Source organism: Thermococcus kodakarensis KOD1 (genome assembly GCF_000009965.1).
In the GTDB taxonomy this organism is placed as follows: Archaea; Methanobacteriota_B; Thermococci; order Thermococcales; family Thermococcaceae; genus Thermococcus; species Thermococcus kodakarensis.
The window spans coordinates 752998-766086 of record NC_006624.1 but is presented as its reverse complement, the minus strand read 5'-3'; the positions used below and the strand labels follow the sequence as shown (position 1 = coordinate 766086).

14 protein-coding genes are annotated in these 13089 nt (G+C 52.7%); 5 read left to right on the top strand and 9 right to left on the bottom strand.

Going from position 1 to position 13089, the window contains the following annotated elements; translation table 11 throughout:
- Positions 1-32 precede the first annotated feature (32 nt).
- The 4 genes from TK_RS04330 to TK_RS04315 all read right to left on the bottom strand — a co-directional run bounded on the left by TK_RS04330 (position 33) and on the right by TK_RS04315 (position 3753).
- On the bottom strand, positions 33-443 hold the full coding sequence (locus TK_RS04330) for a translation initiation factor IF-5A (protein ID WP_011249829.1): 411 nt from the start codon (positions 441-443) through the stop codon (positions 33-35).
- Between the two features lie 70 nt (positions 444-513).
- A complete protein-coding gene (locus TK_RS04325) occupies positions 514-1866 on the bottom strand; it encodes a sodium-dependent transporter (RefSeq protein ID WP_158298052.1) in 1353 nt (450 codons plus the stop codon).
- Between the two features lie 155 nt (positions 1867-2021).
- Complete coding sequence (locus TK_RS04320; protein ID WP_011249827.1) at positions 2022-2684, bottom strand: 16S rRNA methyltransferase; 663 nt, start codon at positions 2682-2684, stop codon at positions 2022-2024.
- Positions 2662-3753 carry a saccharopine dehydrogenase family protein gene (locus TK_RS04315; RefSeq protein WP_011249826.1) on the bottom strand — a complete coding sequence of 364 codons (1092 nt, stop codon included), beginning with the start codon at positions 3751-3753 and terminating at the stop codon, positions 2662-2664. The genes TK_RS04320 and TK_RS04315 overlap by 23 nt, the downstream gene beginning before the upstream one ends.
- Positions 3754-3833: 80 nt before the next feature.
- On the opposite strand from TK_RS04315, the gene TK_RS04310 reads away from it, so the two are divergent.
- The gene (locus TK_RS04310) at positions 3834-4409 is read left to right on the top strand and encodes a metallophosphoesterase (protein ID WP_011249825.1); all 576 of its coding nucleotides are present in this window, start codon (positions 3834-3836) and stop codon (positions 4407-4409) included.
- Positions 4409-5392 carry a hypothetical protein gene (locus tag TK_RS04305; protein ID WP_011249824.1) on the top strand — a complete coding sequence of 328 codons (984 nt, stop codon included), beginning with the start codon at positions 4409-4411 and terminating at the stop codon, positions 5390-5392. Before TK_RS04310 ends, TK_RS04305 begins: the two co-directional genes overlap by 1 nt.
- On the opposite strand, the gene TK_RS04300 is transcribed toward TK_RS04305, so the two are convergent.
- Both TK_RS04300 and argF read right to left on the bottom strand, forming a co-directional pair.
- Positions 5389-6318, bottom strand: a complete 930-nt coding sequence (locus tag TK_RS04300; protein WP_011249823.1) for an NOL1/NOP2/sun family putative RNA methylase — start codon at positions 6316-6318, stop codon at positions 5389-5391. The genes TK_RS04305 and TK_RS04300 overlap by 4 nt on opposite strands.
- A gap of 116 nt (positions 6319-6434) precedes the next feature.
- Positions 6435-7382 (bottom strand): ornithine carbamoyltransferase, encoded by a 948-nt coding sequence (gene argF, locus TK_RS04295; RefSeq protein WP_011249822.1) that lies wholly within the window; start codon positions 7380-7382, stop codon positions 6435-6437.
- A gap of 248 nt (positions 7383-7630) precedes the next feature.
- Between argF and thyX the strand changes: the two genes are divergently transcribed.
- Together thyX and TK_RS04285 are read left to right on the top strand one after the other, a co-directional pair.
- Positions 7631-8368: an FAD-dependent thymidylate synthase gene (gene thyX / locus TK_RS04290; RefSeq protein WP_011249821.1), complete on the top strand. Its 738-nt coding sequence runs from the start codon at positions 7631-7633 to the stop codon at positions 8366-8368.
- 82 nt (positions 8369-8450) lie between these two features.
- The gene (locus TK_RS04285; protein ID WP_232500614.1) at positions 8451-9122 is read left to right on the top strand and encodes a DUF3211 domain-containing protein; all 672 of its coding nucleotides are present in this window, start codon (positions 8451-8453) and stop codon (positions 9120-9122) included.
- On the opposite strand, the gene TK_RS04280 is transcribed toward TK_RS04285, so the two are convergent.
- The gene (locus TK_RS04280; RefSeq protein ID WP_011249819.1) at positions 9112-9603 is read right to left on the bottom strand and encodes an HIT family protein; all 492 of its coding nucleotides are present in this window, start codon (positions 9601-9603) and stop codon (positions 9112-9114) included. The genes TK_RS04285 and TK_RS04280 overlap by 11 nt on opposite strands.
- 45 nt (positions 9604-9648) lie before the next feature.
- The gene (locus TK_RS04275) at positions 9649-10578 is read right to left on the bottom strand and encodes a calcium/sodium antiporter (protein ID WP_048053827.1); all 930 of its coding nucleotides are present in this window, start codon (positions 10576-10578) and stop codon (positions 9649-9651) included.
- Positions 10579-10678: 100 nt separating this feature from the next.
- On the opposite strand from TK_RS04275, the gene TK_RS04270 reads away from it, so the two are divergent.
- Positions 10679-11914 carry a 2,3-bisphosphoglycerate-independent phosphoglycerate mutase gene (locus TK_RS04270; protein ID WP_011249817.1) on the top strand — a complete coding sequence of 412 codons (1236 nt, stop codon included), beginning with the start codon at positions 10679-10681 and terminating at the stop codon, positions 11912-11914.
- Positions 11915-11969: 55 nt separating this feature from the next.
- Here the strand turns inward: TK_RS04270 and TK_RS04265 are convergent, their stop codons facing one another.
- Positions 11970-13025 (bottom strand): ABC transporter substrate-binding protein, encoded by a 1056-nt coding sequence (locus TK_RS04265; protein ID WP_011249816.1) that lies wholly within the window; start codon positions 13023-13025, stop codon positions 11970-11972.
- Between the last annotated feature and the right edge of the window lie 64 nt (positions 13026-13089).

Here is a 13089-nt window from a genome sequence, read left to right as displayed (position 1 = left end):
ACCCAAGGGGTGTGAAAGAAAAACAGAAAGGATCACTCGCCCCTGATCTTCTTTATCTGAATTCTACCGAGGGTCTCCCAGTACTCGACGGTTATTCCCTCGGTGAGCTGGCCCTTGACCTCGTCGTCGACGCCGCCCTCGATCGGGACGTCGAAGGTCTCGTAGGTCTCCATGTCCATGAGCTGGACGGTATCGGGGGTTATGGCAATGATCTGACCGACGCGCTTGTCGATGATCGGGACGTCAACTTCGGCGCTGGTCGGCTTGACGATGCTCCTGACCTTGCCGTCGAAGATGCCGACGGCCTCGATCCTGGCCTTGGCGGAACCGTGCTTGCCCGGTGAGGAGACCGTAACGTTGACGATCCTGCACGGCTCACCGTCTATAATTATGTACCTGCCCGGCTTGAGCTTGCTGACCTGAACCTTAGTCTTGTCTCCCATCTCACATACCTCCCATAAGCGTTCTGGTTTGCATAGGAAGGGGCATTTAAAAAATTTTTGAAAAGGGGAGCTACCTTTGTCTTCCGCTTCTGAGAAGCATACTATTAAATGCCACGGGCACTAGCAGTATCAGGCCGGTAATGGCCGCGAGTTTCATGGCAAAGATCCCGGTAAGGGAATAGTAAAGGGAGCCAAGCCCTATCACGAGCATTACTGCGGCTCCGAGGGCAGTCAGGAGCTTTTCATGGGATTGGAGGCTCTTGAGGGAGGGATATGCCTCGATAGCAGCCAAGATTCCCACGATACTGAACGGGAGGAAGATGAATACCTTAAATAATGCCTCGTTCCACATGGCAAGGGAAATCGCCAGGCTCAGGACTGAGACCGTTGCTAGGGCGTTTCTTCTGTTTGTCTGGACGACTTCTGCCGTCATCTGAGCACCCATCTCTATAAGGACTATTACCGTTGTGAAGCCTGCCATGTATAGAGATATCAGGAGGGAGTATACCATTAGTTTGGCTTTTGGGAGGACGTCAAGGAGAATGGAGGGTATTAAGTAGAATGCCTGGATTGACTCGTGAACGGAGACTGATGGATTCCCAGTGTATGATTTCAATGTCTGGAATTCCCGATAGAGCCTGAATACCTCTTCTGGGGATGCGTTGGGATTGCGAACGGCGTCTTCAAAGGCCTGGAAGGAGGCCCCAAGGGAGTAAGCTACAGTGTACGAGGCTGCAATGCCCAAGATCAGCTGAAGGACAAAGACTCCCAACAGGACTCTCTCCACGTTCAGTTCTTCTGGAGAAAAGCTTCCTATGACGTAATAGACGCCGGCTCCCAAACCAAACGCCAGCAGGATCCCAGAGAAGAATGTAGCCAACCCCTGTATGTTTAGGGGCGAATCAAACGACCACATACTCGAGAGCACATGATCCATGTATAGCTTTGCCTGCTTTGAGACTATCACCGATGAGGCCTCGTTGCGTATTAGAAAGACAGAGACAAGTGTTAGGACTATAACCAAGACTGAGAGAACCGCTAAGAGTTCGACAGTTCTGCCCTTTGCGAGAAGCAGGAGGAGTGCGGCTATTAGGATTGTCAGGATCGCCAGGGGGACTATGAAGCTGCTATCCTGCCCGAGAAGGAATATCATTGCCCATCCAGAGAGATACGCCGTGATTCCAGCAACTATGACAAGGAACAGAACGAACGTTATCATCAGGCCTGGAGTACGCGAGACCTTGAACATAAACTCATAAGGTAAATACCTTGTCCTTTTGGTACTTTCAGTCTCAGAGCGGATTAATACGAGGACTGCAAGGGAGACTAATGCCCCTATCAGTATTCCTTTGAGACCGAAGATTATGTTGTACTTGGGAAGAAGGACGTAGTTCAGTACTCCTATAATATAACCTGTTATCAACAGCGCCATCAGAGTGTTAATCCTCTTCATTTTTCATCACCTCTACGGTAGAGCGATTTGAATTGACAATACATGTATCGATTGAATTAAAAGATAAAAGCTTTTTGGAACTGAAAATTGGGGAGCTTAAAACTTGTGGATACTCAATTCCACGTTCAAAGTCCCAGGGCAGCCTCAAAGTTTACGATGACTTCGCTTACTACCGTCCATGCCATTAGAGGCTCACGATACAGGCTGACTTTCGTCCCCTCAATAGGCCTCATGAAGTCGCCGTGGGGAAAACCTCCGACTACAACGACGGGGTTCTGGTGGGAAGCCAAGATCTCTCCGAACGACCTGGGCCTTATTAGCTCCCCTTCCTCGTGCATTATGAAGACCGTATCAGGGTTTATATCTTCAATCAAAGATTCAAGCGGTTTCTTTTCTATCCTCAAAAGCTCTAGCCCTTCCGGAACGGCACCCTTCTTAAAGAGGCTCTCCATGAGACCCAGGAATCTGTTGTAGTTCCTTGGAAGCCGTGTTTCGGGCTTTATGTGTATCACTTCATCGTTTCTCGTGTGGACATAGACCCGCAGGAAGCCCTCTTTGTTCGCTATACTTTCGAGGGCGTTGAGGAGGCAGATGTGGACTATATCTGGCCTTCCGCGCCTGTCGCCGTCCGGGAGCTTCTTCAGTGCCGCGTGGTGGTAGGTGCTGTCCAGTATCGCCTCTTCTGGCCTCTTCTTCCGTCTTCTTGCGTAGTTCACGACTGCCGGATGGTCTCTAATGCTCTCCGGAACCAGCTCAAGCTCCGCCTCAGCTATTATCAGGTGAAGCATTTCCCTCCACCTCCTCTAACGTTATTCCCCTCTCACGGATCTCACCAACTATTCTGGAGAATGTGTCTATCCGCATTCCCAGTATCTCAGGTGGTATTACACCGTAAATGCAGCTTCCCTCTGCCACTATCCTGGCTATTATCGCGGCTGTGAAGCCCGTGACCCTGCTCATTGAGGTGAAACCATCTTTTTCCTCATCGTACAGAAGGTAGGACATTCTCTTTCTCTCTCCATTCTCAACGCCTTCTCCCTCAACCAGCATTATCGAGAAGTCCGGACTTTCAAAGCTCATGAGGGGAGATATGACCTTCAGTGTGAAGTCAAGGTTCTCTTCCCTGAAGAATCCCAGCTCGCGGAGAACCCTCATCTTTTCAAGGTGACCCGGCCAGCGGAGAGTCCACTCCTCAAGGGTTTCGGCCCTTACACTTTCCAGCAGGCTTCTCAGACCGTCGCTTACGAAGGCCTCGAACTCCATGCCGTTTATGTTGACTTCCCTGATTTCACCCAGTGGGTCCACTGTAGTAACGGCACCGTTCCTGATAACCCTCGCCGGCCTAGTGTATTCTTCAATTAAATCTTTAGGTGACCATGTAATTCTGTAATAAAGTGGTGGCTTTGGATCCTTGGGCAGGCCTCCCACCCATATCCTTCCTTCCTCAAGAGTATCAAGCTGATTCCAGATTCTGCCCATTAGAATGTGACTTAACCCCGGTGCAAAGCCAGCGTCAAAGATAACAGTCACGTTCGCCTTTTCGGCTCCCTCTTTCAACTCAAGCGGGTTTTCGGGCATGAAGGAAACGTCAACCATATCAACGCCTGCCTTGATGGCCGCTTTGATTGACCCGTAGCCAAACCTCCCGGGCAGGGTGCCAACAACGAGGTCAAAGCTCTTCATGACCTCGACTAGTTCTTCGAAGTTGGCCGCGTTAACCTTCAGGGGAGTGGCGAACTCCCCAACTGCCTTCAGCTTCTCGCCGTCTATATCTCCGACGTAAACCTCGAACTCATCTCTCAAATCCCAAGCAACGGCCCTTCCAACGTTGCCCGCACCCAGAACTAGAACCTTCATCCTATCACCATCCTGACTTATGGAAGCATGCCTTATAAGGTCTCCCGACGTATATTGAAGAGAAGCAGTAAAAAGGTGCCGTGCCCGCTATGCTTGAGTTCCTTCGGAGAAAGCGCCTTCGAAGAGAGAACGAAGATGAAAAGGCCCTACTCCACATAAGCGACACACCTGAGAGGGCTTACCCCAGGATAGCGCAGCTTATAGATGAGCTTCATCCTGAGTACATAGTCCACACTGGAGACCTCGTTGACAACATAAAGCTTGAGAGAAGACCTGACCTGAAACCTCTCTACGTGGGCGGAGTCAGAAAGCTTGCGAGAATTTTGAAAGGCTCAGGGGCTGAGCTTTACGTTGTCCCCGGCAACGAGGACGATCTGGAAATTCTGAAAGAGTACTTCGAGGGTTCAGTGGTGGAACCTGGCACGGTCGTTGAGATAGAGGGGGTAAAGTTTGCACTTGGCCATAAACCGGAAGAAGTTGCGAGATTGGATGCAGATTTCAGACTCTACGGGCACAACTTCGAAGTGATACCAGGAGGGCTAAACGGCCTCAGAAGTATCAACATCGTCTTTCTTCCCTCAAGGCGGGTTGTAAAGATAGGCTATCCCCCGGGCACCGATACTCACCGGGGTTACAAGCTCTGGAGGGGATTGTGATGAGGTTTATGCGGTTTGGCCCTTCAATCCTGTTTTTGAGGACTCCTCACTCTGAGGCGGTCAGCGAGGACATCACGAAGATATTCGGGGCTAAGCCAATTCCAACTGATCGGGCGATAAAGGAGAGCAGTGAGTTTGAAACTTTGCTCTTCGTCACCTTCGAATGGCAGAAGGAGACGATACCACCCGAGTTGGGGTTTTTAATCAGGGACTCAGCCCGCTCTGTTTTGGCGGCCATCATAAACAACGGCCTTCCAATAGAGAAAGTCCACGTGGAGAGTACGATAATATTCCTTAGAGTCCCTGAAAAAGTAGAAGAAGCCCTAAAGTTCCTGTCTGAAGAGCTCAACGGCGAGGTAATGTCCCTTAGGGATGCCCTGGACGAAGGCGAGGCGAGGGACACCGTTATAGCTGTGACAAGAAAAAGGCTCTCCTGTCCTCTCGGGCCTGAGGAAGTTGAGGGTGCAGTCCTCGTCAGGGAGCACTTCCTGAAGGTCTACCGCCGCTTGAGCATAGAGGCCCCGATGCTCCTCCTCAAGCTGATGCCGGAGTGGAACGAAATCACGATAAAAATTTACGACACGGAGAAGAGGTACGAAGAGAACATCGCAAGGCTCATGATGGTTCTCGAAGACCTTGACCTAGGCTTCGTCGTTGGCGAGGGCTGGGACTGGGACTATCCGAGGCCGTTCATGCGCGTTCCGGTTTACAAGCTCAAGCTCCTGACCTGGGAAGACCCTGTAAAGGTGAAGTTCTTCCTGAAGGGCCTCGAATACAGGGACTACAAGAGGTTCTGCGACATAGACGTCTTCGTGGAAGGGAAGAAAATAGACTGGATAAAGCTCGGAAAGTTCGACTCGAAGTTCGAGCTGGCGAAGGCAGCTAGGGAAGAGCTGGAGAAACACCTGAGCGAGGACGTGAAGAAAAGGCTGCACGAGATCGAGGAAAAGCTTCTGAAGGAAGCCGAGAATGAAAAGGGTTAGAGCTTCTTAATCTTCGCAACGAAGAAGCCGCTCGTCCCGTGCCTGTCCGGGTAGAAGCGCCTCGCCTTCTTTATTTCCTCGCTCAGCTCGATGCCGAATGGCTTCGTCAAAGCCGGCTCACCGTATCTAAGCGGAAGGAGTTCAACCTCAAAGTTGTCCAGAACCCATTGGATTACGAACTCGTTCTCCTCTGGTTCAAGGGAGCAGGTGGAGTAAACCAGAACGCCACCCTTCTTCAGAACGCTCAGGCCCTTCTCAAGGAGCTTCATCTGGAGCCCCTGGCAGAACTTCACGTCTTCCATTGTCCTGTTGGCTTTTCTCTCGGGGTTCTTGTGGATAGTTCCGGAACCTGTGCAGGGCGCATCGAGGAGGATTTTGTCGAACTCGACGCCGAGCTCGTCTATGTGGAGCGACGAGCTGTGGAAGAGTATGGTGTTAGTAACGCCCAGCCTCGACAGATTGAGCCTCGTCTCCCTCAGCCTGTCCTCGCCGACATCGAAGGCGTAGATTATCCCCCCGTTCTCCATCAGCTGGGCCATGTAAGAGGTCTTCCCGCCGGGGGCGGCGGCCATGTCGGCGACGACTTCACCTGGTTTGGGCCCGAGGGCAACGGGAGGATACATCGAGCTCGCTTCCTGGATGTAGAGTAAGCCGCTTAGATATTCGGGAGTTGAGGTTATCGAGAAGGGTTCCCTCGTGAGGCAGAAGCCCTCCCTCGCCCAGGGAACTCTCTTAAACTGAAAGCCCTTCTTGTTGAGGAGCTTAGTTAGTTTGTGAACCTCGATGCGGAGCGTGTTAACGCGGAAGCACCTCGGAAGAGGCCTTTCCATCGCCTCGGCTATCGCTAAAGCCCTCTCACCCCAGAGCTGGTAATAGCGCTCCGCGAAGGTCTTTGAGTAGCCGAGGCTGAAGAGACGTTCGAGCATGTTTGGGAGTTAGGGAATTGATTTAAAAGGTTCGCCGTTTGCAATGCCTACAACTCGAAGAGACCTTCCTCTGCATGGTAACAAGTGCAAAGACAAATGGAGAAAAGAGTCCAAAATCACACCTTAATCCCGCCCATGACGAGGGCCATAACTGCCTTCTGGGCGTGGAGCCTGTTCTCGGCCTGGTCGAAGACGACGCTGTTCGGGCTGTCTATGACATCATCGGTGACTTCTTCTCCCCTGTGGGCCGGGAGGCAGTGCATGAAGATGTAGTCGGGCTTGGCGTGCTTTACAAGCTCCTTGTTGACCTGGAAGGGCATGAATATCTTTCTCCTCTCCTCGGCCTCGGCCTCCTGTCCCATGCTAGCCCAGACGTCGGTGTAGATGACGTCCGCATCCTTGACAGCCTGAACAGGGTCGTGGAGGAGCTCGAAGCTTCCGCCGCTTTCGGCCGCGTTCTGCTCGGCCCACTTGATTACCTTCGGGTCTGGCTCGTATCCCTCTGGGGTGGCAACGACAACGTTGGCACCGAGCTTGGTTCCGGCTATCATGAGGGAGTGGGCGACGTTGTTTCCGTCACCGACGTAGACAATCTTAAGTCCCTGAATCCTGCCCTTCTTCTCGAGGATGGTCTGGTAGTCAGCTAGGGCCTGGCACGGGTGTGAGAAGTCCGAGAGGCCGTTTATGACAGGGACGCTCGCGTACTTGGCGAGGTCCTCAACGTCCTTGTGGTCGAAAACCCTAGCCATTATTCCATCGACGTACCTGCTGAGAACCCTTGCCGTGTCGGCTATGGTCTCACCCCTCCTGAGCTGGAGGTCCTGGGCGTTGAGGTAGAGGCCGTAGCCGCCGAGCTGGTAGATTCCGACCTCAAAGGAAATCCTCGTCCTCGTCGAGGGCTTCTGGAATATCATGGCGAGGGTCTTGCCCTCAAGAACGCGGTGCGGCTTTCCAATCTTGTTCCAGATCTTCATCATCTCGGCAGTCTTGAGAATAGTCTCAAGCTCCTCCCTCGTGAAGTCCTGGAGGCAGAGAACATCTCTTCCTGCAAGGCTAACCACCATGTGCATCACCGTATAGAACTGTGGAGCGAGTTTAATAACCCTTTCGTCGGAAAAGGGGCTCGGGGAGCGAAAGGGAGTTGGGGGAGAAGAAAGACAACTTTACAAACGCAAAGTTTTATCAGTATGGCAGAATGCTGGCTCAATCTTGGGGCTTATGCTCACTGAACTACACTCTCCTCGGAGATTGTCCCAACTAGAACGGGGTAGAAGATATAAAGAAGTACTACATCTCACTGCAGGTGGGCAGGATGGACAATGGAATAAGGGTAAAGCTTGTCAATTATACAAAAAAACCTCTTGAAACTGTCACATGGGCGGCTCTCATAAGCTACTGGGATGAATGGGAAACTGAGACCTTCGGGAGAATGAGCGACAAGGACGTTGAGATGCACCTTCCGAGGGTTCTAGGTTATGGGCACGAGAGTATCCTCGAGCACGCGACGCTGACCTTCGCCATAGAGGGATGTTCCCGTGTTTGTTCGCACCAACTTGTTCGTCATAGGCTTGCTTCTTATACCCAGCAGTCACAGCGTTATATCGTGTTGAACCCTGAAGACGTTGAGGAGACCTTTGTCATTCCAAGTGGGATAAAAGAAGACCCGGAGCTTCTTGCTGAGTGGAAGGAACTCATGAAAAAATCCATCGAGCTCTATAAAAAGAGTGTTGAGCGCGGTCAGCATCAGGAAGACGCGCGTTTTATCCTTCCCCAAGCTGTCAGGACGAAGATAGTCGTCACGATGAACCTCCGGGAGCTGAAGCACTTTCTGGGACTCAGGGCCTGCGAGAGGGCGCAGTGGGAGATAAGGGAAGTGGCCTGGAAAATGCTCGAGGAGATTGCAAAGAACGACGAGCTCAGACCGATAATAAAGTGGGCGAAGCTCGGGCCAAGGTGTGTCCAGCTCGGCTACTGCCCTGAGGGAGAACTGATGCCCCCGGGATGCTGGAAGAGGACAGGGGAAAAGTGGAAAACGCTTTTTGAGGGTTAGAAACCTTTGGTTTTAGAAACGGTTTTATTTCTCTTCTCTAATGCCCCTCCGGTGATGGCCGTTGAAATCACGGAGATGGGAAGTGGAAGTTAACGTCGATTGGGACGTCCTTAAAACTATCCTGAGCGAGCCGAAAAAGACACTGCTGTTCTTCCCGTACTTTAAGGAATTCGACGGACAAAAAGTCAGATTTGAAGTGCCTAGGTTCATATTCAATTTTGGCTATGAGTTTGAGTTAGACGTTGGGTTTGGGAACAGCGAGGCGATATATACCTTCAGAGGGGAGCGGGGAATACTCACAGTGACCTTTAAAGTCCAGAACGGCCGTCTCAAGGTAACCGCAGATTGGGCGGGTTTTGGAGAGGCCCTGATGGGCAAGCCCTTGGAGATTTTTGCCAGCGGGATAGCGGAGGCAGTTCAAGAGTTCTGCACCTCCCTTAAATGTCCCGTGGTTAAGGTGTCCGAGGAAGGGGGAGAAGTTACCAGGATAACCCCTGATAGTGCACCTGCTCTCTTAAAGAGACTTGCGCTTGAGTTCGGTACCAGCTTCATGGTAGAAGGAACCGCGGATGACGGGACTTACCTGGCAGCAAAGGTAGTTAACGGAAAGCTGGTTGAACTTCGTCTAAAACAGGGAACAAGGGAATCCGTGATAAGCACCGATGTCAGCGTGGTTGAACTGGATGAGGGTCTGTTTGAAGACTTACCCTTGGACAGAAGCTTCAAAATAAAAGTGAGAGAGCTCACTCCTTGAGAACTTCGTCTATCGCCTTTTTCAGCTCCTCGTAGGCTTCCTGCAGGGACTCTGGGATGACCTTCGTGTCCGCTATGACCGGCATGAAGTTGGTGTCCCCGTTCCAGCGCGGGACGATGTGAAGGTGGACGTGGTCGTCTATCCCCGCTCCGGCCACTCTTCCAAGGTTCACGCCGAGGTTGAAGCCATCAGGGTTCATGGCCTTCTTTATTGCCTTTATCATGAGCTGGGAGAGCTTCATTATTTCCAAAAGCTCTTCATCTGTCAGGTCTTCCCATCTCCCGACGTGCCTGTATGGAGCCACCATGACGTGGCCGGGGTTGTAGGGATAGTTGTTCATTATCACGAAAGCATGCTTCCCGCGGTAGAGGATGAGCCTTTCTTTATCCCGGTTCTCCTTCGGGAAGTCGCAGAATATACAGCCCTCATGCTTGGGTGAGCGTATGTACTCGATTCTCCAAGGTGCCCACAGGACTTTCATTTTCTCACCTCCAGCGGGAGAAAGAGGGGGAACTTAAAAGCTTAACTAGAGCTTCGCCCCCGAAAACAGCAGAACGAGATAGGCCGCATAGAGGATCAGGAAGTAAAACCCTATCCTTCTGTCGAGGCCGCCAGAGCGCTTCAGTTCAGCTATCATTGGGAGCATGGCCATGAGGACGAGCACGATGGTTAGGGTCGATGCACCGGTCGGGATTGGCCTTATCAGTGAGGCCAGCCCAAGAACTACGAGGGCGTTCATTATGTTCGCCCCAATTATGTTGCCGACGCTTATGCTTCCGCGCTCCCTTATTGCCCCGTAAAGGGCGTTCGTCATCTCGGGCAGGGAGGTGCCGATGGCAACAATGGTGGCACCTATGACGTACTCCGCCACCCCAAGGGCCTCGGCGATGTTTCTGCCGCCGTAAACGACGAGCCTCGCCCCAATAACCATTAAGCCACCATATATGAGGAGTAAGACGTAGTCGAGGGCCGTTGCCTTTGTGTGACGTTCAGCTCCACTTTCGCGTCCCTTTCTGAAGTGCTTCTTGTAGAGCCACCGCAGGTACAGGGCGTAAGCTACGAGAAGGAGGGCACCGTCAAGCCTTGAAAGGGTGCCATCAACGGAGAGCAACATGAGGAACCCGAGAGAAGCAAGCATGACGAGGGAATTCTCATAAGCTCCGCTACCAGCTTTTAGAGGTCTTATCACTGACGCAAGGCCGAGAATGAGTGCTATGTTGGCGAAGATGCTTCCGAGGGCGTTGCCGAGGGCTATACCCTCGGCCTTAGTGATGCTTGCCATCGCACTGGTTGTTATCTCCGGCAGCGTCGTTGCGAGGCTTATGACTACAAGGCTTATAATTAGGGGGGAAACCCCCGCCTTTTCGGCGACCTCTACGATTTTATCCGAGAGCCTGTCTCCAAAGACAACGAGGAGTATTATTCCGATAACTATTGAACCTGCCCACACCAGCATTTCCACTTTCTCTCACCGGCGGGAGATTTGAAAGGGTGTTCATAAAGTTTTATCCAACAAACCTTTAAACCCCATGCCTTAATCACCAAAGGTGATAGATATGAAGAAGAGAAAGGGACTTCTCATAATCCTGGACGGTCTAGGGGACAGGCCGATAAAAGAGTTCGGCGGAAAAACGCCGCTTGAGTACGCTAACACCCCCAACATGGACAGACTCGCCAAGATGGGAATACTCGGTCAGCAGGATCCGATAAAACCCGGCCAGCCGGCCGGAAGCGATACCGCTCACCTCTCAATATTCGGCTACGACCCCTACAAGGTCTACCGCGGAAGGGGATTCCTCGAGGCCCTTGGCGTTGGACTCGACCTCAACGAGGACGATCTGGCCTTCCGCGTTAACTTCGCCACCATCGAGAACGGAATCATAACCGACAGGCGCGCTGGAAGGATAAGCACTGAGGAGGCCCACGAGCTTGCTAAGGCCGTTCAGGAGAACGTCAAGCTCCCGGTTGACTTCATATTCGTCGGCGCGACCGGCCACAGGGCCGTCCTCGTCCTCAGGGGCATGGCGAAGGGCTACCGCGTAGGGGAAAACGACCCGCACGAGGCCGGAAAGCCGCCGCAGGAGTTCACCTGGGAGGACGAGGAGAGCAAGAAGGTCGCCGAAATCCTCGAGGAGTTTGTCCAGAAGGCCCACGAGGTTCTCGACAAGCATCCGATCAACGAGAAGCGCAGGAAGGAGGGCAAGCCGCCAGCAAACTACCTCCTCATCCGCGGTGCTGGAACTTACCCGGACATACCGATGAAGTTCACCGAGCAGTGGAAGGTCAAGGCCGGGGCCGTTATAGCCGTCTCGCTCGTCAAGGGCGTTGCCAGGGCGATAGGCTTCGACGTCTACACTCCGGAGGGAGCAACTGGCGAGTACAACACCGATGTGATGGCCAAAGCCAAGAAGACCGTTGAGCTGCTCAAGGACTACGACTTCGTGTTCCTCCACTTCAAGCCGACCGACGCTGCTGGCCACGACAACAACCCGAAGCTCAAGGCCGAGATGATAGAGAAGGCCGACAGAATGATAGGCTACATCCTTGAGCACATCGACCTTGAGGATGTGGTCATAGCGATAACCGGCGACCACTCGACACCGTGCGAGGTTATGAACCACAGCGGCGACCCGGTTCCGCTCCTCATCGCTGGCGGCGGAGTCAGACCAGACCACACCGAGAGCTTCGGCGAGAGGGAGTGCATGCGCGGCGGAATCGGCAGGATAAAGGGCCACGACATAGTGCCCATAATGATGGATCTTATGAACAGAAGCGAGAAGTTCGGTGCGTGATTTCCTTTTTTCTGTTCTTAAAACTTCTTTTGCCGGAATAAAAAGAAGAAAGAATTCAGCCCTCAACGGGGCAGGTGACGGGCTGGAAGTTGTAGCCGTAGGCCTCTGGATGGATGAAGTAGGAGAGCTCCTCAAGGGCCTCGACGAGCCTCGGCCCCGGCCTTGATATGGCGTTGTCGTCGCTGACAAAGTATATCCTGCCGTTCTTTACGGCATCTGTGTCCGCGAGCGGGCTGTTGCAGATGTCGTCAATGGTGGCTCCCGCGTGGGCCGATAGGATTATTATCTCCGGGTTTCTGGCGACGGCCTCTTCAAGGCTGACCTGGGCCCAGCTAGTAGCGTCGTGGAAGACGTTCTCACCGCCGGCGAGTTCGATGAGTGAGTCCTGGAAGGTGCCGTTGCCCGGGACGTAAAGCGGATTCCACCAGCTTATGAAGAGAACCTTCGGCCTCGTCTTATTTGAAACGCGGAACTGAACGTCGGCAACCTCGGCCTTCATGAACTCGACCACTCCTTCGGCCCTTTCGCTCTGGTTAAGAACCTTCCCAAGGAGTTCAACGGCTTCGTAAACTTCATCCATGTTCTTAGGGTCGAGTATTATGACCGGCGCTATCTTCTCAAGCTGGTCGAGGTACTGTAGGTGCATCGAAGTGCCTATTATCAAGTCAGGTTCGAGAGAAGCTATCACCTCGATGTTCGGGTCGCTGAAGCCCCCTATTATTTTCCTGCCCTCCTGAACTCCAGGGGGATAGTCGTCAAACTTGGTAACTCCTATGACCCTGTCGAGGGCTCCGAGGAAGTAGAGGGTCTCGGTGATGCTCGGGGCGAGTGAAACTATCCTCTTCGGCTCCTTCTCGATGGTTACGTTTCTGCCCGCGAAGTCAGTGATGGTTAGAGGATAGTAGGGCTTGGCCTTCGGGCACTCGCAGGATTTTGTGGCAGTTTCAGTCGGCGTCTGGGTCGAACTGGGGGTGGTGCTAAGGGTCGCACTCGGTGTGGAAGTGCTCTGGGTCTGGCTCGGGGTCGTTGAGCTTCCCGAGCCTCCTATGCACCCGCTCACGAAGACGATGGCCACTAAAAGAAGCGCTCCAAAGAGCTTGGTCTTCTTCATTTTTATCACCTGGATTATTTGTCCGGCTGTGGGTAGACTTGAGGCTTAAAAAGTTATTGGATAA

Coding starts and splice junctions, on each gene's coding strand:
- TK_RS04330 (WP_011249829.1), bottom strand. CDS start 443: ATGGGAGACAAGACTAAGGTTCAGGTCAGCAAGCTCAAGCCGGGCAGG.
- TK_RS04320 (WP_011249827.1), bottom strand. CDS start 2,684: ATGCTTCACCTGATAATAGCTGAGGCGGAGCTTGAGCTGGTTCCGGAG.
- TK_RS04315 (WP_011249826.1), bottom strand. CDS start 3,753: ATGAAGGTTCTAGTTCTGGGTGCGGGCAACGTTGGAAGGGCCGTTGCT.
- TK_RS04305 (WP_011249824.1), top strand. CDS start 4,409: ATGAGGTTTATGCGGTTTGGCCCTTCAATCCTGTTTTTGAGGACTCCT.
- TK_RS04300 (WP_011249823.1), bottom strand. CDS start 6,318: ATGCTCGAACGTCTCTTCAGCCTCGGCTACTCAAAGACCTTCGCGGAG.
- argF (WP_011249822.1), bottom strand. CDS start 7,382: ATGGTGGTTAGCCTTGCAGGAAGAGATGTTCTCTGCCTCCAGGACTTC.
- thyX (WP_011249821.1), top strand. CDS start 7,631: ATGGACAATGGAATAAGGGTAAAGCTTGTCAATTATACAAAAAAACCT.
- TK_RS04280 (WP_011249819.1), bottom strand. CDS start 9,603: ATGAAAGTCCTGTGGGCACCTTGGAGAATCGAGTACATACGCTCACCC.
- TK_RS04275 (WP_048053827.1), bottom strand. CDS start 10,578: ATGCTGGTGTGGGCAGGTTCAATAGTTATCGGAATAATACTCCTCGTT.
- TK_RS04270 (WP_011249817.1), top strand. CDS start 10,679: ATGAAGAAGAGAAAGGGACTTCTCATAATCCTGGACGGTCTAGGGGAC.
- TK_RS04265 (WP_011249816.1), bottom strand. CDS start 13,025: ATGAAGAAGACCAAGCTCTTTGGAGCGCTTCTTTTAGTGGCCATCGTC.